Raw genomic sequence first — 19,615 nt, forward strand, 5'->3', positions numbered from 1 at the left:
TGCCGATAACCGCCTTTGACCGCCTCCTTCTTTGCGAAGCACCAATGGAGAAGCAGGATCGGGGTTGAAGGCAGCTCACCGGATCGAAACCGGGCTGTGCGGGTTGGGTGAGCGATCGCCGTGGAGTTGCCCTGACCGTGCTACGCTGTTTGCCCGCCCTTCTTGCCTTTGGCCTGCTCGCTACTCCTGCCCGCGCCGAATGGATGAGCGGGGAGCAGTTGCAGGATACCTGTTCGACGACCGCGCCGGTGGATCGGGCGATGTGCCTTTCCTACGTGATCGGCGTGCTCGATGGGTTTCGAAGCCTTGATCGGGCGCCCAAGGTGCCCGAGAGCGTGAGCGCGGGGGAAGTGCGCAGCGTGGTGGCCAGTTACCTTGCCGATCATCCCGAGGCGCGCAGCCTTGAAGGGCGGATGGTGGTGAAGGCTGCGGTGGCCGATGCCTGGCCGGATATCCAGCCCAAGGCGGAAGCTGCGCCGAAGCGCAAGGTGCCGGTCAAGGTGCGCAAACGGCGGACGCGAGGATAGCGCCAGAGATAGCCCTTCCCCAGTGGGGAAGGGTCGGGATGGGGGTTCTGCCGTATCGGGCGTCGCGCCCCACCCCCCAACCCCTCCCCACCGGGGAGGGGGGATTAGTGAGAGGACGCGGACGTCAGGCCGGTTCCAGAAGCAGGCTGGCGGCGGCGGTGTTGCTGATGGGGATGTGGTAGTTGCGGCTGACTTCCGCCAACGGCACATCGCCCATCGCACCGCGCGCGGCGATCCAGTTGAGGATTTCGACGCCTTGGGTGCCAGCGAGTTCGGCTACCTGTTCAGCGGTGTGGCCGGTCAGCGCGTCGGGATTGGCGGCGAGGTTGTCGAGGCAGAACATGTCGTAGTCCGGGTTCATGAAACCGGCGCGCGGGCCATCGAGCTGGTGCGAGAGGCCGCCGGTGCCGCAGATCAGGATGCGTTCGTCACCGCCCCACGACTGCAGCGCGCGATGCACAGCGCGGCCCAATGCAAGGCAGCGCTTGGGGCTGGGCAGCGGATATTGCACGGTGTTGATCGCAAGCGGGATGAGCTTGAGCGGCCAGCTTTCGACACCCGGATATGCCAGTTCGAACGGAATCGACACGGCGTGATCGACCAGCATCTTCTGGCAGGTGGTGATGTCGAACTCGTCGCGCACGAGGCTGTCGATCAGGTGCCAGGACAGCGCGGGATGGCCCTCGAAGCTCTTGTAGACCGGCAGGCCCCAGCCCTCGTCCGCGTTGTCATACGACGGGGCGGCGCCGACGGCGAACGTCGGCATCTTGTCGAGGAAGAAGTTGAGGCCGTGGTCGTTCGAGAAGACGACGGCGACATCGGGCCTTGCCTCGGCAAGCCATTCGCGGATCGGGGGAAAGCCGGCGAAGAACGGTTTCCAGTAGGGCGTCTCCTGATCGCCGCGCATGATCGCGCCACCGATTCCGGGGACGTGGCTGGTGAAATAGCCACCGATGATCTTGGCCATCATGCGTTCTCCTTCTGGGGGATCCTGGCGTGCGGGATCTTCTCGGCCCAAGTGACGAGCATGGCCTTGAAGGCATCGACCGACATGCCGGTCTGCAGCGCGCCGAGGTCCTGCACGCCGAGGCCGAAGATGCCGGCGAGCTTGGCGAGGTAATAGACGTTGCCGCCGGCATCGAGCATCGCCAGCACGTTGCGCTCCGCAACGGCCTTGCGCTGTTCGGGCGTGAGGTGGAAGCGGGCGCAGTAGGCATCCTCGTCGGCGAGGAAGGCGTCGCGGTTGGCTTTCTCGTTGAACGAGAAGCACATTGCGTTGAGCTCATAGCCGCGCGTGGCCAATGCGCCGTCGAACAGCGGTATCGCGCGGCGCAGCGACTGCTCCTGCGTGATCGCGGTGGCTGGTTGAGGCACCATGGTGCGAATCTCCCGGCGGGCTGGATTGCCCTCTCGGCAAAATTCATATGCAACACATACGATCTTGACCTTGATCGAGGTCAAAGTCGGTGAACGCGGGGTAAGTAACGTAACGGAGTGTTCAAGGTGTTGGTTAATCGGTAGAAATTCGAAATGTCCCTATCCACCGCAACCCAACCTCTCTCCAACGCAGAACGCCAGCGGCGCTATCGCCAACGCCTCAAGGCCCGGGCATCGGGTGCGGCGGTGGTCGCGCAGGCGCAGCTTGCGGTCGAACGCGCGGTGCAGGCGCTCTGGGCCTATCACGAACGGCCTTCGCCCACAGGGCTTGCCTGGGGCGAGATCGACGGGTGCCGGACGCTCGATGCCTATCGCTCCGAGCTTGAGCGCGCGCCGGGCAACCTGCTGCAGGCCTGCCGGGCATTTCTGCCGGACTTCTCGGGCCTGACGCCCGATGAAGCGCGAGCGGTGGCTGAGGTGATCGCGCTCGCTGACGTCCTGCGGCTGGCCCCGCCGACGCGGTTCGAGGAGGCCGAAGCTGCCTGAGCGGCCAGACCGTATCCGGCCGTGGTTAACGCCGTGCGGACGGTCCCGAAACCGCTTTATTTTCTTGCACTTGCGCTCCATCCGATTTTAGTATGGTCCGAAGCGGACCAAACTGTGGAACGGGTGGCCGCAAGGGGTATGGGGGTGATGCTCGTGGGACTGGACGAAGCGCGTCAGGCGAAGCTCGTGCGTCTGCTTGTCGGCCCAAGGCGTTCGCCTGCTCAGTCGCTTGCGTGGATGGCCGGGCTCCTGATCGTGCCGACGGTGGTGCGTGCGGCGCTCGACACGGGATCACTGGGACGGCCTTTCGTCACCTACTGGCCCGCCCTGCTGATCGCCTCGCTGGCGTTGGAACTGCGTTATGCGCTCGCCTACACGGTGATCGCGTCCTTGCTGGCGCAGTGGCTGTTCGGGGGCGAGCTGTGGTTCTCGCAAGTGAGCGTGGTGCGCGTGCTGTTCTTCGGCCTGTTCGTGCTCTCGGGTGCTTTCACGGTCTTCATCGGCAGCATGCTGCGGCAGACGATGCGGCGGCTTGGCGAGGTCAACGACCAGCGCGAGAGCTACAACCGCGAATTGCGCCACCGGGTGCGCAACATGCTCACGCTCATCCAGGCGCTCGCTTCGCGCGGGCCGAAGGCGACTTCGGCGATGGACTTCTACAAGGAGTTCAGCCTGCGCATCGAGGGGCTCGCAGCGGCGAGCGACCTGCTGCAGATCGGGGCGGAGGCGGAAGGCAAGCTGCCGCAGCTAGTCCGCCAGACAGTCGCACCTTTCGACCGCGACGGACGCATCCAGTTGAGCGGCGAGCCCTGCCTGCTGCCGGCCGACAGCTGCATTCCGCTGATCATGGCGCTGCACGAGCTGTGCACCAATGCGGTGAAGCACGGTGCGCTCTCGGGCGAGCGGGGGCACGTGGAACTGAGCTGGTTCATCGGACCGGAAGGCTCGACGCTCTATGTGCTGTGGACCGAGCGCGGAGGGCCGCAGGTGAGCCCGCCGAAGCGCGAAGGCATCGGGATGAAGCTGCTCATGCCGCATCCGGGGCTCGACGGGGTGGAGCTGACCTTCGATCCGGCGGGCGTATGGTGCGAATTCCGGATCGAGGGTGCCAAGAGACTGTAGCGGTGAAGCGCTTTAGAAACCGGCCTCGATAGCCACGCGGATGGCGTCGGCACTGGTCTTGACGTCCAGACCCTTGAGCACGGCGGAGCGGTGCATCTTCACGGTACGCTCGCTCAGGCCCAATTCGTAGGCGATCTGCTTGTTGAGCTTGCCCGCCGCCATCAGCACGAGGATCTCCTTCTGGCGGCGGCTGAGGCGTTCCACACGCTCGGCAGCGCCATTGCGGCGGGCGTCGTTGGCTGCGCCCTGCTCTTCCGCCAGTTCGACCTGGCTGCCGAGGAAGTATTCGACCTCACCTTCGGCATCGAAGATCGGCGCGACCATGACCGCGTTGCGGAAACGGGTGCCGTCCTTCTTGTAATTGATGATTTCGACCATGACCGGCTGCTTGCGGTGGATGCCATCGCGCAGGACCTTGGCCTTGTCATCCTCGGTGCTCGCCCCGCGCAGGAAGCGGCAGTTTCGTCCGATGATCTCCTCGCGGCTGTATCCGGTGAGTTCGACGAACGCGTCATTGCAGGCAATGATCGGGTTGTCCGGCAAACGCGGATTGCTGATGACGGCGGCCGTCGGGCTGGAACTGATCATCTCGGCTATGGACATGGGTGCACATATACGCGCTTTCGCGCCGCTTTCCAGTCCGTGCCCTTTGGTCCGTGTTGTCCCTGAGGGGGCTGCGGCGCATCCGGACAACATCCCGCAATATCGACATCCGGAGCGTGCGAACCGATGAACGTCCTATCCCCTTCCCTCGCAGCCTCGTCCGGCATGGCCGACGTGATCGGCGAGGATGGCAAGATCATCGTCCCGGCCGACGTCGAGGATGCGATCCGCACGCTGATCCGCTGGTCGGGTGACGAACCCGAGCGCGAAGGTCTGCTCGACACGCCAAAGCGGGTGGCGCGAGCCTGGCGCGAATATTGCCGTGGCTATGCCGAAGACCCCGGACTTCACCTGTCTCGCACGTTCGAGGAAGTGGGTGGCTATGACGAAGTCGTCCTGCTCAAGGACATCCCGTTCCAGAGCCACTGCGAACATCACATGGCGCCGATCATCGGCACGGCTTCGATCGCCTACCTGCCCAAGGACCGGGTGGTCGGCATCTCCAAGCTTGCCCGCGTGCTGCATGGCTATGCCAGCCGCCTGCAGGTTCAAGAGCGCCTGACCGCAGAAGTTGCCAGGTGCATCTGGGACAATCTCCAGCCCCACGGCGTTGCCGTGGTGATCGAGGCGCAGCACGGCTGCATGACCGGTCGAGGCGTGCGCACGCACGGCGTGGGCATGGTGACGAGCCGGATGCTCGGCTGCTTCCTTGACGATGCCAGCAGCCGCAAGGAAGTCCTGGCGTTGATGGGTCGTGGTTGAACCTCTCAAACCCATGAAAATGAAAGTTGCCATTGTCGGGGCCGGAATGTCCGGACTCTCGTGTGCTGCCCAGCTTGTCCGCGCAGGACATAACGTATCGCTGTTCGACAAGGGACGTGGTCCGGGCGGCCGCATGTCGACCCGGCGGATGCAGACGCCGCTGGGCGAAGCACAGTTCGATCACGGCGCGCAGTACTTCACCGTGCGTGATCCAGCCTTCATGGCGCAAGTGGCCCGCTGGTCGGCCAGCGGCGTGGCCGCACCATGGCCCGCAGCCGGAACCGGCGCGTGGGTTGGCGTGCCGACGATGAACGCGGTGGTCAAGGAAATGGCCGACCAACACGACGTGACCTTCGGATGGCACGTGCGCGGCCTCGTCCGCCGCGAAGGCCAATGGCACCTGAGCGGAGAGATCGCCGGTGGCGACCGGGCGCAGGCGGGCCCGTTCGACGCGGTGGTCGTTTCGCTACCGCCCGAGCAGGCTGCGGCGATCGTGGCGCTGCATGATCTGTCATTGGCCTCGACGGCTCTTGCCGCCCGCTCGCAGCCCTGCTGGACCGGCATGTTCGCTTTTGGCAAGCGTGTTCCTTCGAAGGTGGACACGGTTCGAGAGGCCGGGCTGATCAGCTGGGCGGCGCGCAACACTGCCAAGCCGGGCCGCGTGGGGCTGGAGACCTGGGTGGTGCAGGCCAGCCCGCACTGGTCCACCCGGCACATCGAGGATTCGGTCGAAAACGTGGCGAGCGCACTGTTGGCAGCTTTGCAGGATGCGCTTGAAATCAGCCTGCCCGAACCGGTGACCGCCTCTGCCCATCGCTGGCGCTATGCCATGTCGACCGGGAGCAATCTCGGCGCGCTATGGAGCGGGCAGTCGAAGATCGGCATCTGTGGCGACTGGCTGCTCGGCCCGCGCGTGGAGAACGCGTGGATTTCGGGCCGCACGCTGGCAACGCGGATGATGGCGCGCGAGCGCGAGGAAGTGGCCTGATCGCTCAGGGCTTGTTTACGGCGAGTAATTGCTATCGACAGGCGTTCAAGCGTCCGCTTAAGAGAGCGGCCATGAGCACGCGACAACCATCATCCAGCACCCCGCCAATCAGGGGCGATTTCGAGCAGGTCGGCGACGGAGCCTGGACCGGCTGGTGGAAATGGTCGGGCAAGGACCCCTTCGAGGACGGCACCGGCCCGTTCTTCGTGAAGAAGGACGAGCGCGGAATCGTCACTGGATTCAGGCCAGAGACAAAGAACCTCAACGGCCACGGCATCGTCCACGGCGGCTCGCTGATGACGTTTGCCGACTTCTCGCTGTTCATGGTCGCGGCATCCAATGGCGACGAAGTGAGCGGCGTGACCGTGACGATGAATTGCGAGTTCGTCAGCGGCGCGCAGGCCGGCGATCTGCTGACCGCGCGGGGAGAATGCGTGCGTGCAGGCGGCAGTCTGGTCTTTGCGCGCGGCACGATCCTGCGCGTGGGGGCAGATGGCAAGGAAGAGGCCGTGCTGAGCTTTTCGGGGACGATCAAGCGGGCGAAGCGGACTTCGCACTGAGCGTTCGCAACGCCCATGATCACGTGATGCCTGCCTAGGGTCGGGCCCTAGGTCCCGTCGTCAAGCAGATGAGCTTCGGCTTCGGTGGCTTCACCGCTGGCAAATGTGATCGGGCCGAGTTGTGTGGTGTTGGCTGCGAGTGCTTCACGTGCAGCAGCGACCGGCTCCGAAACATTCAGCATCCCGAGGGCATCTGCCTCGCGCTGGGCATCATTGAGGGCACGCCTGAGCGCAATGTAACGTTCCAGCATCACTTGTGCTTCGCTACGATCTGCCACGTGATGTCCCCCATGAGGCGAAGTCGCCCGCTAACTAGGACAAATCATTTTTTGTCAAAGGGTTCCCGGGAAAGCAAATTCTTTTTTCGAGCACTCAATGTACCTCGGCGGCGACCTCACGCATCTGCTGCCGCAGCCATGTCAGGCCGGCGTCGTCGGCGCGGGATTCGTGGAACTGCATCATTTCCTGCATCTTGGGGAAATCGAACGGCATCGGCGCCCAGGCAAGATTGAAGCGGCGGCCGATCTGACGGACAAGACGTTCGTGCAGGACGGCGAGGCGGGCCGTGCCTTCGATGAACCACGGGGCCGAAGCGAAGCTCGATACGGTGACCTCGACGAGACGTTCGCGCCCGCGACGGGACAGCGTGGAATCGGCAAAGGCCGGGGTGCGGTTCGCACCGAAGGCAATTGTGACATGACCTGCGGCGTAGAAGTCCTCCTCGGTCATGCCCTTTGCAAAGACCGGGTTCTGTGCCCAGCCGACGACGACCTGCTCTTCGACAAACAGCACCTCGTGCGGATGCCATGAGGCGAGGAACGGTTCGGGCGTGACAAGGAGGTCAGCCCTGCCCTGTTCCAGTTCGGCAGCGCTGTGCTCGTTTGGCTGGACAATCTCGACGCGCACGCCCGGCGCGGTGCGCGCAAAGCGCTCGATCAGGGGAACAAGCACGGCGACCATGATGTAATCAGAGCCGATGATGCGGAATCGCCGGTTCGAGGTTGCAGGATCGAAGCGTGTGGGCGTGGTAATCGCGCGTTCGACGCCGCGCAGGGCCAGCTGGATCTGCGGGTGCAGGCCCTCGGCAAAGGGCGTGGGGTGCATGCGCTTGCCCACGGCGACGACGACCTCGTCACCGAAATAGTCGCGCAGGCGGCGCAGGGCAGCGCTGGTGGCGGGCTGGGTCAGGCCGATGCGTTCGGCCGCGCGGGTGACGCTGCGCGTTTCCATCAGCGCGTCGAACACGACGAGCAGGTTGAGATCGAGACCCTTGAAACGCATCGGCGGAACCTTTCGATCAATCACGCGGTGATTGGTTACGTGTCCTCACCACAAATGCAGATGATTGTGAAGGCCTGTTCGAAGGGATGTGCGTGAAGGGGCGTGGTTGCGGTTGAAATGATTTAATCGGTCGCTTAACACATGTGTCAACAAGCGTCATGTGGGAGATTCGGATGGGCGGGATGCTCGAGGGCAAGGTCGTTGCCGTGACCGGCGCAGGGCGCGGGATCGGGCGCGAGGTAGCCCTGCTTTGCGCGCGCGAGGGGGCGGCGGTCGTGGTCAACGATCCGGGCGTGGCGCAGGGCGGTGATGGCGGCGATGCGGGGCCGGCGCAAGGCACGGTCGACGACATCGTGGCGGCGGGCGGCAAGGCCTGGGCCAATCTCGCCAGCGTGGCCGATCCGGCGGGCGCGGCGACGATCATCGAAGATGCCGTGCAGCGCTTCGGGCGGATCGATGCGGTGGTCAACAACGCTGGCATCCTGCGCGACTCGATCTGGCACAAGATGTCCTACGAAGACTGGACGAGCGTGATCGACGTGAACCTGACGGGCGCCTTCAACGTCTCGAAGGCGGCAACGCCCTATTTCCGCGAGCAGCAATCGGGCAGCTTCATCCACTTCACCTCGACCTCGGGGCTGATCGGCAACGTGGGGCAGGCGAACTATTCGGCGGCGAAACTGGGGCTGGTGGCACTGTCGCACTCGATCGCGCTCGACATGGCGCGGTGGGGGGTGCGGTCGAACTGCATCGCGCCGTTTGCGTGGAGCCGGATGACCGCCTCGATCCCGGCTGAAACGCCGGCGCAGAAGGAACGGGTGGAACGGCTGAAGGCGATGAGCGCGGACAAGATCGCGCCGCTGGTGGCGTTCCTTGCATCGGATGCGGCGAAGGAGGTGAACAACCAGATCTTCTCGGTGCGCAAGAACGAGATCGTGCTGTTTTCCAAGCCACGCCCGGCGCGCTCGATGATCAATCTCGAGGGCTGGACGCCGGCGAGCATTGCCGAGGAACTGGTCCCGGCGTTCAAACCCAGCTTTGCGCGGGCCGATGAAGTCACGGCCCACGTCTTCCCCTACGATCCGGTCTGAGGAGTTCTGAAATGGCCAATCCCGGTATGGACCCCGAAATCTTCGACCAGTTCATCGAGCAGCTGCGGCGCTATGTGCGCGAGCGGCTGATCCCGGCGGAGGACGAGGTCATCGCCAATGACCGCATTCCCGACGATATCCTGGGCGAAATGCGCGAGATGGGGCTGTTCGGCATCACCATCCCCGAGGAATTCGGCGGGGCGGGCATGAACATCAGTCAGTACATCGAGACGGTGAAGCAGATGAGCTACGCCGCGCCTGCCTATCGCTCGACCATGTCGATCAACATCGGCATGACCGGCAGCGCGATCAAGAACTTCGGCACGGCAGAGCAGAAGGCCGAATGGCTGCCGCGCATCGCCAGCGGCGAGATCGCCTGCTTCGGCCTGACCGAGCCGGGGTCAGGCTCTGACAGCGCGGCGATGCAGACGACGGCGGTGCGTGATGGCAATGGCTACCGGCTCAACGGGACCAAGCGCTACATCACCAACAGCCCCTCGGCAAAGATCGGGCTGATCATGGCGCGCACGTCGAAGGAGGCGCTGCCCAAGAACGCGCATGTCTCGGCGTTCATCGTCGACATGACGACGCCGGGGATCACCGTGGGCAAGCCTGACAAGAAGATGGGCCAGGCGGGCGCGCACATTGCCGACGTGATCATGGAGGACGTGCACATTCCGGGCTCGGCACTGGTCGGCGGCGAGGAAGGGCGCGGTTTCCAGATCGCGATGCAGAGCCTTGATAACGGGCGGCTTTCGGTGGCGGGCATGGGCGTTGGCATGGGGCGGCGTGCGCTCGACACCGCGATCCGCTATGCCACCGAGCGCAAGGCGTTTGGCGAGCCGATTGCCAACTTCCAGCTGATCCAGGCGATGCTGGCCGACAGCGAGGCGGACCTATACGCCGCCGAGTGCATGATTGCCGATGCCTGCGCGCGGGCGGACCGGGGCGAGAACATCCAGCGCAAGGCAGCAGCGGCCAAACTGTTCTCGTCCGAGGCCTGCGGGCGTGTGGTCGATCGCTGCGTGCAGGTGTTCGGCGGGGCGGGCTATCTGGCCGAATATCCGGCCGAGCGGTTCTTCCGCGATGCGCGCATCCTGCGCATCTATGAAGGCACCAGCCAGATCATGCAGCTGCAGATCGCCAAGAGCCTGCTGCGCGAATTCGCAGCTGAAGGGTCGGTCTGGTAGGCCATGTACAACCTCCTTTCCGGCCTATCGATTGTCGAGGTTTCCTCGTTCGTCGCCTCGCCCACGGTGGGTCTTTACTGCGCGCAGATGGGCGCGGAGGTGATCCGGATCGATGATCGACGCGGGGGGCTGGACTACAAACGCTACTTGATGACGCGCGAGGGGCGCTCGCTCTCCTGGGAGAACCTCAACCGCGCCAAGAAGAGCGTCGCGCTCGACCTGCAGACCGGTGAAGGCCGCGAACTGGCGGTGGAGCTGGCGCGCAAGGTGGGACAGGTGGTGACCAACCTGCCGGTCGAGAGCTTCATGGCGCATGACCGGATCGCGGCGGGGCGACCCGATCTGGTCTCGGTGCGGATCATGGGATGGCATGACGGGCGGCAGGCCATGGACTTCACCGTCAACGCTGCATCAGGCTATCCGCTGATGACCGGGCCGGAGGACTGGGACGCCGATAGCGCACCTCCAGTGAACCAGATCCTGCCCGCGTGGGATTTCATCGCCGGGGCCTACTGTGCCTTTGCGCTGATGGCAGGCTTGCGCCACCGCGATGCGACCGGCGAAGGCAGCGAACTGCGCGTGCCGCTGGGCGATGTGGCCATCGGCACGGCGTTCAATGCAGGCGCAGCGCCGGAAATGCTCTATCGCGGGGGCGACCGCGAGCGCATCGGCAATGCCATCTGGGGGGCGTTCGGACGCGATTTCCAAAGCCGCGACGGCCACCGCTTCATGATCGCGGCGCTGACCCCAAAGCAGTGGACGGCAACGGTTGAGGCCTTCGGATTGACGGGGGATTTGACGGCGGTGGAAGCAGAGCTTGGCGTGAGCTTTGCGGCAAGCGACCATTTCCGCTTCGTCCATCGGCACCGCCTGTTCTCGATGTTCCAGGAAGCGGCAGAACGATTCGACTATGCCGAAATGGCCGCACGGCTGACCAAGGCCGGAGCGACGTTCGAGCGCTATCGTACGATGTATGAAATGGCGCAGGACCCGGATCTTGTGGGCAACAACCCGCTGTTCGGCCCCTCGCCCGCCAATCCGAGTGGATTTGAGTACCCTGCGACACGCAGCTTCGCCAACATCCCAAACCGCGAGGCGGGCGATCCGCTGCCAGCGCCCTATCTCGGTCAGCATAGCGAGGAAGTCCTTAGCCAGCGGCTGGGCATGGCCTCGGGCGAGATTGCTGCGCTGATCGACAAGGGCATCGTCTCTACTTCAGACAAGGAAAGAACATGACCCTTCGCAGAGCCGCCATTGTTGCGCCCATTCGCACTGCCGTCGGCAAGTTCGGCGGAAGCCTTGCGCCGCTGACTGCCGGGCAGCTGGGCGCGACGATCCTGACCGCGCTGATGGAGCGGACGAAGATCGATCCTGCCCGCGTCGACGACGTGATCTTCGCGCAAGGCTATGGCAATGGCGAGGCGCCCTGCATTTCGCACTGGTCCTGGTTGCTTGCCGGATTTCCCGAGGAAGTGCCGGGGTATCAGCTGGACCGGCGCTGCGGTTCAGGCCTGCAGGCAATCGTCAATGCGGCGATGATGGTGCAGACCGGCGTTTCCGACGTTGTGGTGGCAGGTGGCGTGGAATCGATGTCGAACGTCGAGCACTACACCACCGACGTGCGCAAGGGCGTGCGGGCAGGTTCGCTGACGCTGCATGACCGGCTGACGCGCGGGCGGGTGATGAGCCAGCCGATCGAGCGCTATGGCGTGATCTCCGGCATGATCGAGACCGCCGAGAATCTGGCGAAGGACTTCGGCATCAGCCGCGAGGCATGCGATGCCTATGCGGTGCGCAGCCACCAGCGCGCTGCAGCGGCGTGGTCCAAAGGGCTGTTCGACGATGAACTGGTGCCGGTGAGCATTCCGCAGAAGAAGGGCGATCCGGTGCTCTTCGCGCACGACGAGGGCTATCGCGCCGATGCGACGATGGAGACGCTGGGCAAGTTGAAGCCGCTGGAGAAGGGCGTGGTCACGGCGGGCAATGCCAGCCAGCAGAACGATGCGGCGGCGGCGTGTCTGGTGGTGGCCGAGGACAAGCTGGCAGAGCTTGGGCTGGAGCCGATTGCGTGGTTCCATTCGTGGGCGGCGGCAGGCTGCGATCCTTCGCGCATGGGCTATGGCCCCGTGCCTGCGACCGAACGGCTGTTTGCGCGCAACGGGCTTTCATGGGGCGACATCGACCTGATCGAACTGAACGAGGCGTTCGCCCCGCAGGTTCTGGCCTGCCTCAAGGGCTGGGGATGGTCGGACGATGACAGCCGCCATGACATGCTCAACGTCAATGGATCGGGCATTTCGCTGGGCCATCCCATCGGCGCGACGGGCGGGCGTATTCTGGCCAATCTGACGCGCGAATTGCAGCGGCGCGGCGGGCGTTATGGCGTTGAAACCATGTGCATCGGCGGCGGTCAGGGCATTGCTGCCGTGTTCGAGGCCGCGCGATGATCCTTTCGCCCTACGATGCCGAGGACCACGGCGAAATCCGGGAAGGCGTGCGCAAGCTTTGTGCGCAGTTTCCGGGCGAATACTGGCGCAAGCTGGACGAGAAGCGTGAGTATCCGACCGATTTCGTGAATGCGCTGACCGAGGCTGGCTGGCTTTCAGTGCTGATCCCGGAGGAATATGGCGGGTCGGGGCTGGGTCTTGGCGCGGCAGCAGCGATCCTCGAGACGATCCAGTCCGAGGGCGGCAATGGCGGCGCGTGCCATGCGCAGATGTACATCATGGGCACGATCCTGCGCCATGGCTCGGAAGAACAGAAGCGCGCCTATCTTCCGAAGATCGCAAGCGGCGAATTGCGGCTTCAGGCCTTCGGAGTGACCGAGCCGACAAGCGGGACCGATACAACGTCCCTGCGCACTTTTGCCCGGCGCGAGGGCGACCAGTACATCGTCAACGGTCAGAAGATCTGGACCAGCCGGGCCGAGCATTCCGACCTGATGCTGCTGCTGGCACGGACGACCCCGCGCGAGGAGGTGGCGAAGAAGACTGACGGGCTTTCGGTGTTCATTGTCGACATGCGCGAGGTGGTGGGCAAGTCGCTCACCATCCGCCCGATCCGCACGATGATGAACCATGCGACGACCGAAGTGTTCTTCGACAACATGCGCATCCCGGCGGCGAACCTGCTGGGCGAGGAAGGCAAGGGCTTTCGCTATATTCTTTCAGGCATGAACGCCGAGCGCGTGCTGATCGCCGCTGAATGCGTGGGTGATGCCAAGTGGTTCACGCGGCGCTCGGTCGACTATGCCAAGGAGCGGCAGGTGTTCGGGCGGGCGATCGGGGCCAATCAGGGCGTCGCCTTCCCCATCGCCAAGGCTTACGCGAACATGCGCGCGGCCGAACTGATGGTGCGTGAAGCGGCGCGGATGTACGAGGCAGGCCTGCCGATGGGCGCGGAGGCCAACATGGCCAAGATGCTCGCCGCAGATGCCTCGTGGGAAGCGGGCAATGCCTGCGTCCAGACCCACGGCGGCTTCGGCTTTGCCGAGGAGTACGACGTGGAGCGCAAGCTGCGCGAGACGCGGCTCTATCAGGTGGCGCCGATCAGCACGAACCTGATCCTGTCATTTCTGGCCGAGCATGTGCTGGGGTTGCCGCGGAGTTACTGAGTTGCGCGGCGTTTTCGAGGTTCGGGGGTTGCGCTCTGTGGCGACGCAATGGGCCCCGGCCTTCGCCGGGGTGACGGATGGTGTTGCCCTATCCCGCGTCGTCCCGGCCAAGGCCGGGACCCATTACGCTGGTGGGCAGAGCTACCTACGCAGGCGGGAATGCAGAGGGCGCTATTGCTTTGGCGCAGCCGTCGTTTCGACCAGTCCACCGCCCAGGGCGCGGTAGAGTTCAACCATGTTGCTGGCCTTGGTCAGCCTCACCGAGACGAGCGACTGGCGCGCGTTGTAGAGCGTGCGCTGGGCGTCGAGCGGTTCGAGATAGTTGGCGACGCCGGAATCGTAGCGCAACTGGCTGAGCCGGTAGGCGGTGGCGGCGTTGGCTTCGAGCGAGGTCTGGGCGCGAACGCTTTCATCAATGGTGCCGCGCCGCGCGAGGGCATCGGCGACTTCGCGGAAAGCGGTCTGGATCGTGCGCTCGTAGGTTGCGAGCGCCGCATCGCGCGAGGCTTTGGCAGCGGCAAGGTTGTTGGCCGTCGCACCGCCGTCGAAGATGCGCTGGCGCACGGCGGCGTTGGCGGTCTTCTGGAAATCGCCGCTGCTGAAGATGCTGGTCAGCCCTGCGCTGGCAAAGCCGAACAGGCCTGTGAGCGAGAGCGTGGGGAAGAACGCTGCGCGGGCAGCGCCAATGTCGGCATATGTCGCCTTCAGGTCATGCTCGGCGGCGAGGACGTCCGGACGGCGCAAGAGCACCTCGGACGACACGCCGACCGGCAGGGCATCGCGCACCTGATCGGCTATGCCGAGCGTGGTCGGCAGAAGGTCATCCGCAAGCGGGCCACCCGCGATCAGTTCGAGCGCGTTGCGGGCTTGTGCAAGACTGGTGCTGAATTCGGCGACTGCCGCCTCGGCGCTGTTGAGCGCGGTGGTGGCGGTTGCGACGTCGAGCCTGGTGCCGATGCCGTTGGCCTCTCGCCGCACGTTGACGTCGAGCGTCTGCCTGCGCGAGGCGACGGTTTCCTCGGCGATGCGCAGTGCATCGGCGGTGGCCGCGTAGGACAGCCATGCGCTTGCGGTTTCTGCGACGAGTGCGATCTGGGTGGCCTTGCGGCCTTCGTCGGTCGCCAAATAGCTTTCGAGAGCGCTCTGGCTCTGGTTCCGCAAGCGGCCCCAGAGGTCGATCTCGTAGGCGCTGGTACCGGCCTGGACGAGGAAGTTGTCGGTCACCCGGCCGGCCGTGCCCTGCACTGCAGAGAGCGTGCCCGAGGCGTTGACGATGGGGAACAGGGCGGCGCGGTTTACGCGGTAGAGCGCGCGGGCCCTTTCCACATTGGCGAGCGTGGCGCGCAGGTTGCGGTTCTCGGCCAGCGCCTTTGCGATGACTTGCTGCAGGCGGGCGTCGGTGAAGAATTCGCGCCAGCCGAGCGCGTCGGCTGTTGTCTCGCCGCTCGCCAGCACCGGATAGGCGCCGCCTTGCGGGAGCGTCTGCGGCACGGGGGCTGCGGGCTGAACGTACTTGGGCGCAAGGTTGCAGGCCGCGAGCGAGGCTGCGGGCAGCATGGCGATGATCGCGCGGAGCTTCATGCCGGTTCTCCCTGCACTTGCGGCCCGGTCTCAGGCTTCTTGCGATTGAACAGGCCCTTCACCACGACGAAGAACACCGGCACGAGGAAGATCGCCAGCACCGTGGCCGAGAGCATGCCGCCCATCACGCCGGTGCCGATCGCGCGGCGGCCGTTGGCCCCTGCCCCGTCGGCCAGGACCAGCGGCACAACGCCCGCGATGAAGGCGACGCTGGTCATGATGATCGGACGCAGACGAAGGCGCGCGCCCTCCAGCGCCGCGGCGACAGGTGTCGCGCCTTTGGCCATGGCGAATTCGGCGAACTCGACGATGAGGATCGCGTTCTTGGCCGAGAGGCCGATGGTGGTGAGCAGGGCCACCTGGAAGTAGATGTCGTTGTCATAGCCGCGCAAGGTGACGGCAAGGACCGCGCCGATGATGCCCAGCGGGATCACCAGCAGTACCGCAACCGGCACGGACCAGCTTTCATAAAGCGCGGCAAGGCACAGGAAGATGAAGAAGACCGAAGCTGCATAGAGCAGCGTGGACTGGCTGGAGGCGGCGCGCTCCTGATACGACAGGCCACTCCATGCAGGCGTGAAGCTGCCCTCGAGCTGCCCTGCATTGTCCTCCATGATCTGCATCGCCTCGCCCGAGCTCACGCCGGGTGCCCCACTGCCGCTCAATTGCTGGGCGGCGATGCCGTTGAAGCGATCGAGCCGGACCGGGCCCTGCGTCCAGCGCGATGAGGCGAAGGCAGAGAACGGGGCCATCTCGCCATTGGCGCTGCGCACGAACCACTGGCCGAGGTCGGAAGGCTTGGACCTGTAGGGCGCATCGCCCTGGACATAGACGCGCTTGACGCGGCCCCGATCGACGAAGTCGTTCACGTAGAGCCCGCCCCAGGCGATGGAGAGCGTGGAGTTGGCGCTGGCGGGCGCGATCTGGAAGGCGGTCAGGGCATCGTCATCGATATCGACCTTGAGCTGCGGGGTGTCTTCAAGGCCGCTCAGGCGGACCTGTGCAAGGCGATCGTCGTCGCCTGCCATCTTGGTCAGCTGGCGGCGAGCGGCGGTGAGCGCTTCACGACCGGCACCAGCACTGTCCTGAATCCACATCTCGAAGCCGGCCGACTGGCCGAGGCCACGGATCGGCGGCGGGGAGAGCACGAAAATCTGTGCAGCGCGCGACTTGCGGAAGTAGCCGTTGAGTCGTTCGGCAATGGCAGCGGCGGAGCTGTCGGCGCCCTTGCGTTCGGACCAGTCCTTGAGCAGCACGAAGCCCTGTCCCGCATTCTGCGCAGAGCCCGACTGTCCACGGCCCATCACGACGAACACGGCCTTGATGTTGTCGGCTTCGGTCTTGCGGATGTAGTCGGAGATCTCGTTGGCGACGGCGCGGGTCTGCTCGGCGGTGGAGCCGACCGGGAGCTGGTAGCTGAGCGACAGGTTGCCCTGATCCTCGTCGGGCAGGAAGCTCGTCGGCAGGCGGACGTAGAGCAGCACCATGGCAATGGTGATGCCCGCGAAGACGATCAGCCACGGGCGCGGGCGACCGACCACGCGGGCTAGGCGCGAGCGGTAGCGACCTTCGAGATTGGCATAACCGTTGTTGAAGGCGCTGAAGAACAGGCCCTTGGGCTTCTCGTGCGCTTCGAGCGGCTTGAGCAGGGTGGCGCAGAGCGCAGGCGTGAAGACCAGTGCGACGAGCACGGACAGGGACATGGCCGAGACGATGGTCACCGAGAACTGGCGATAGATCGCGCCGGTGGAGCCGCCGAAGAAGGCCATCGGCACGAACACGGCGGTGAGCACCAGCGTGATGCCGATCAGGGCCGAAGTGATCTCCTCCATCGACTTGACGGTGGCTTCGAGGGGGCCGAGCCCTTCCTCGTGCATCACGCGCTCGACGTTCTCGACCACGACGATGGCGTCATCGACCAGCAGGCCGATGGCGAGGACGACGCCGAACATGGTCAGCGTGTTGATCGTGTAGCCGACCAGCGAGAGCACGCCGAAAGTACCGAGCAGCACGACCGGCACGGCAATCGCCGGGATCAGCGTGGCGCGCCAGCTCTGCAGGAACACGAACATCACCACCACGACCAGGACGATGGCCTCGAACAGCGACCACACAACTTCCTCGATCGAGAGCTTGACGAAGATGCTGCTGTCACGCGGGTAGGCGACGGCGTAGCCCTCGGGCAGGTCCTTGGCGAGGTTCTCCACCTCGGCCTTGACGAGATCGGCCGTCCGGGTGGCGTTGGCGCCCGAGGCGAGGCTGATCGACAGGCCGGTTGCGGGAAAGCCGTTGAACTTGCTGAGCGAGCCGTAGCTTTCCTCGCCCATTTCGACGCGGGCGACGTCCTTGAGCTTGACCACCGAGCCATCGACGTTGGTCTTGACCACAACGTTTTCGAACTGCTCGGGCGTTTCGAGACGCGAGCGAGCGGTGACCGTGGCATTGAGACGCTGGCCTTCGGGTGCGGGATTGCCGCCGATCTCGCCCGCGGCGACCTGGGTGTTCTGGGCCTGCAGCGCTGCTGTGACGTCAGACGGCATGAGCTGGACCGCCGCGAGGCGCAGCGGATCGAGCCAGATACGCATCGCGAAGGATCCGCCGAAGACGTTGGTGCTGCCTACGCCCTCCACGCGCGAGAGCGGGTCCTGGAAATGGGTGGTCAGGTAGTCGGAGATGTCTGAATTGGTGGCGCGGCCGGTCTTGTCATAGATCGAGACGACCATCAGCTGGTCGGACTGCGCCTTGTTGACGTTGACGCCCTGCTGCTGAACCACGGCGGGCAACCGGCTGACCGCACGCGAGATCGCGTTCTGGACCTGCACTTGCGCAGTATCGGGGTCGGTGCCCTTGTCAAACGTGACGGTGATGTTTGCAGATCCGTTGGACGAAGTGGAGGTGAAGTAGAGCATCCCGTCGAGGCCCTTGAGCTGCTGCTCAAGGACCTGCGTGACCGAGTTTTCGACCGTGGCGGCATCGGCGCCGCCATAGGACGCGTTGATCGAGACTGTGGGCGGGGCGATATCGGGGTATTGCTCGACGCCCATGGTGCGAACCGCGATCAGACCGGCAGCCATGATCACGATGGCGAGCACCCAGGCAAAGATCGGTCGGTGCGCGAAAAAGCGGGAAATCATCCGGGATCAGTTCCCGCCGCTCTGGGAAGCCGTTTCGGGCTTCGGCTTGCTGCCGGCAGGTACGACCTTGGCCTTCTGCCCTTCGCGCGCGTTGATGAGTCCTTCGACGACGACCCTTTCACCGGGCTTGAGGCCGGAGGTCACCAGCCAGTTCTGGCCGACCGGGCTGTCGGCAACGATCTCGCGCTTCTCGAGTTCGTCCTTGGCATTTGCAACCAGCACACTGGCGCGTCCGCGCGGGTCACGGCTGACCGCAGCCTGGGGAATCAGGATGCCGTTAGGCACGGTGCCCTGTGAAACGCGGGCGCGGACGAACAGGCCGGGTAGGAGTTCACCCCTAGGATTGGGCACGACGGCGCGCACGGTGATCGTGCCGGTTTCGGGGTCGACGTCGATATCGGCGGGATTGAGCTTGCCTGCCACGGGATAGGTGCTGCCATCGGGCAGGACGACGGTGACCGGGGCCGCGCCCGAGACCAGCTTGCCGCTTTCGATCGCACGCCGCAGCGCGATGAAGTCTGCGCCCGACTGCTTGATGTTGACGTACATCGGATCGAGCCGCTGGACTTTGGCCATGGGCGTGGTCTGGGCATTGGTGACGAGCGCGCCCTTGGTGACCATCGAGATGCCGATGCGTCCGCTGATCGGCGAGGACACGCGGGTGAAGCCGAGGTTGACCTGCGCCGAGGCCAGTGCAGCCCGAGCCTGGCCGACGGCGGCCCGCGACTGGTTGTAGGCGGCGCGCGCATCGGCTGCGTCCTGCTTGCTGACGCCGCCCTGCAACGCCAGCGCCTCGAAGCGCTCGGCCTTGAGACGATTGGCCTCGACGGTGGCCTGCGCGGCAGCGAGCGATGCCGAGGCTTGCGCCTGACTGGCCGCGTAAAGGCGGGAATCGATCTGGTAGAGCGGTTGGCCAGCGCGCACGAACGAGCCTTCCTGGAACAGTCGCTGCATCACGATGCCGGCGACTTGAGGGCGCACTTCGGCGATCTCGGACGCTTCGGTGCGTCCGGAGAGTTCTGCCGTCAGTTCGACCGGCTCTGTCTTTGCGATCATTACGCCGACGACCGGGGTCGGCTTGGGTTTTGAAGCGTCGGACGAACCGCAGGCACCAAGCGTCAGAGACGCGATGACGACTGTGGCTGGCGCAAAAATGGCTGGCACCACAGTGCCTGCGAAGAACGAATTACGGATGCTGGAGCGCAAGGACAGTCTCACTCGAAAACGCCAATCTGCACAT

Annotated in this window: 19 protein-coding genes; 11 read left to right on the plus strand and 8 right to left on the minus strand. The window is 64.9% G+C overall.

Features of this window, described 5'->3' with window-relative positions:
• The first annotated feature begins 107 nt into the window (after nt 1-107).
• Nucleotides 108-527: a Rap1a/Tai family immunity protein gene (locus IQ25_RS02995; protein WP_144902060.1), complete on the plus strand. Its 420-nt coding sequence runs from the start codon at nt 108-110 to the stop codon at nt 525-527.
• Nucleotides 528-651: 124 nt separating this feature from the next.
• On the opposite strand, the gene IQ25_RS03000 is transcribed toward IQ25_RS02995, so the two are convergent.
• Together IQ25_RS03000 and IQ25_RS03005 are read right to left on the minus strand one after the other, a co-directional pair.
• Nucleotides 652-1,494, minus strand: coding sequence for a class III extradiol dioxygenase family protein (locus IQ25_RS03000; protein WP_144903121.1), 843 nt, complete (start codon nt 1,492-1,494; stop codon nt 652-654).
• Entirely contained in the window at nt 1,494-1,904 is a 411-nt protein-coding gene (locus IQ25_RS03005) for a protocatechuate 4,5-dioxygenase subunit alpha (protein WP_144902062.1), read from the minus strand. The genes IQ25_RS03000 and IQ25_RS03005 overlap by 1 nt, the downstream gene beginning before the upstream one ends.
• Before the next feature lie 153 nt (nt 1,905-2,057).
• Between IQ25_RS03005 and IQ25_RS03010 the strand changes: the two genes are divergently transcribed.
• On the plus strand, nt 2,058-2,450 hold the full coding sequence (locus tag IQ25_RS03010) for a hypothetical protein (protein WP_144902064.1): 393 nt from the start codon (nt 2,058-2,060) through the stop codon (nt 2,448-2,450).
• A gap of 147 nt (nt 2,451-2,597) precedes the next feature.
• Nucleotides 2,598-3,572, plus strand: coding sequence for a sensor histidine kinase (locus IQ25_RS03015; RefSeq protein WP_158637656.1), 975 nt, complete (start codon nt 2,598-2,600; stop codon nt 3,570-3,572).
• Between the two features lie 12 nt (nt 3,573-3,584).
• On the opposite strand, the gene IQ25_RS03020 is transcribed toward IQ25_RS03015, so the two are convergent.
• Complete coding sequence (locus tag IQ25_RS03020) at nt 3,585-4,175, minus strand: PAS domain-containing protein (RefSeq protein ID WP_181447159.1); 591 nt, start codon at nt 4,173-4,175, stop codon at nt 3,585-3,587.
• Between the two features lie 165 nt (nt 4,176-4,340).
• On the opposite strand from IQ25_RS03020, the gene folE reads away from it, so the two are divergent.
• The 3 genes from folE to IQ25_RS03035 all read left to right on the plus strand — a co-directional run bounded on the left by folE (nt 4,341) and on the right by IQ25_RS03035 (nt 6,485).
• Nucleotides 4,341-4,937 (plus strand): GTP cyclohydrolase I FolE, encoded by a 597-nt coding sequence (gene folE / locus IQ25_RS03025; RefSeq protein WP_144903127.1) that lies wholly within the window; start codon nt 4,341-4,343, stop codon nt 4,935-4,937.
• Between the two features lie 19 nt (nt 4,938-4,956).
• Entirely contained in the window at nt 4,957-5,925 is a 969-nt protein-coding gene (locus IQ25_RS03030) for an NAD(P)/FAD-dependent oxidoreductase (RefSeq protein WP_181447180.1), read from the plus strand.
• Nucleotides 5,926-5,996: 71 nt separating this feature from the next.
• Entirely contained in the window at nt 5,997-6,485 is a 489-nt protein-coding gene (locus tag IQ25_RS03035) for a PaaI family thioesterase (protein WP_144902070.1), read from the plus strand.
• 47 nt (nt 6,486-6,532) lie between these two features.
• Here IQ25_RS03035 and IQ25_RS03040 read toward each other — a convergent pair whose 3' ends face one another.
• Nucleotides 6,533-6,763, minus strand: a complete 231-nt coding sequence (locus IQ25_RS03040; RefSeq protein ID WP_144902072.1) for a hypothetical protein — start codon at nt 6,761-6,763, stop codon at nt 6,533-6,535.
• Between the two features lie 94 nt (nt 6,764-6,857).
• Nucleotides 6,858-7,766 (minus strand): LysR family transcriptional regulator, encoded by a 909-nt coding sequence (locus IQ25_RS03045; RefSeq protein ID WP_144902074.1) that lies wholly within the window; start codon nt 7,764-7,766, stop codon nt 6,858-6,860.
• A gap of 173 nt (nt 7,767-7,939) precedes the next feature.
• Here IQ25_RS03045 and IQ25_RS03050 point away from each other — a divergent pair, with 173 nt between their 5' ends.
• From IQ25_RS03050 to IQ25_RS03070, 5 genes are read left to right on the plus strand one after another with little or no spacing between them, the layout of a single operon-like run.
• Nucleotides 7,940-8,857, plus strand: coding sequence for an SDR family NAD(P)-dependent oxidoreductase (locus IQ25_RS03050; RefSeq protein ID WP_144902076.1), 918 nt, complete (start codon nt 7,940-7,942; stop codon nt 8,855-8,857).
• Nucleotides 8,858-8,868: 11 nt separating this feature from the next.
• Complete coding sequence (locus tag IQ25_RS03055) at nt 8,869-10,047, plus strand: acyl-CoA dehydrogenase family protein (RefSeq protein ID WP_144902078.1); 1,179 nt, start codon at nt 8,869-8,871, stop codon at nt 10,045-10,047.
• A gap of 3 nt (nt 10,048-10,050) precedes the next feature.
• Complete coding sequence (locus IQ25_RS03060; RefSeq protein WP_144902080.1) at nt 10,051-11,283, plus strand: CoA transferase; 1,233 nt, start codon at nt 10,051-10,053, stop codon at nt 11,281-11,283.
• Entirely contained in the window at nt 11,280-12,494 is a 1,215-nt protein-coding gene (locus IQ25_RS03065) for an acetyl-CoA C-acetyltransferase (protein ID WP_144902082.1), read from the plus strand. The genes IQ25_RS03060 and IQ25_RS03065 overlap by 4 nt, the downstream gene beginning before the upstream one ends.
• On the plus strand, nt 12,491-13,660 hold the full coding sequence (locus tag IQ25_RS03070) for an acyl-CoA dehydrogenase family protein (protein ID WP_181447160.1): 1,170 nt from the start codon (nt 12,491-12,493) through the stop codon (nt 13,658-13,660). Before IQ25_RS03065 ends, IQ25_RS03070 begins: the two co-directional genes overlap by 4 nt.
• A 171-nt stretch (nt 13,661-13,831) precedes the next feature.
• Here the strand turns inward: IQ25_RS03070 and IQ25_RS03075 are convergent, their stop codons facing one another.
• From IQ25_RS03075 to IQ25_RS03085, 3 genes are read right to left on the minus strand one after another with little or no spacing between them, the layout of a single operon-like run.
• Nucleotides 13,832-15,241, minus strand: coding sequence for an efflux transporter outer membrane subunit (locus tag IQ25_RS03075; RefSeq protein WP_144902084.1), 1,410 nt, complete (start codon nt 15,239-15,241; stop codon nt 13,832-13,834).
• Nucleotides 15,238-18,375, minus strand: a complete 3,138-nt coding sequence (locus tag IQ25_RS03080) for an efflux RND transporter permease subunit (protein ID WP_144902086.1) — start codon at nt 18,373-18,375, stop codon at nt 15,238-15,240. Before IQ25_RS03080 ends, IQ25_RS03075 begins: the two co-directional genes overlap by 4 nt.
• Before the next feature lie 6 nt (nt 18,376-18,381).
• Nucleotides 18,382-19,581 (minus strand): efflux RND transporter periplasmic adaptor subunit, encoded by a 1,200-nt coding sequence (locus IQ25_RS03085; protein WP_221236551.1) that lies wholly within the window; start codon nt 19,579-19,581, stop codon nt 18,382-18,384.
• Between the last annotated feature and the right edge of the window lie 34 nt (nt 19,582-19,615).

The sequence above is a fragment of the Novosphingobium taihuense genome (assembly GCF_007830315.1).
Taxonomy (GTDB): domain Bacteria; phylum Pseudomonadota; class Alphaproteobacteria; order Sphingomonadales; family Sphingomonadaceae; genus Novosphingobium; species Novosphingobium taihuense.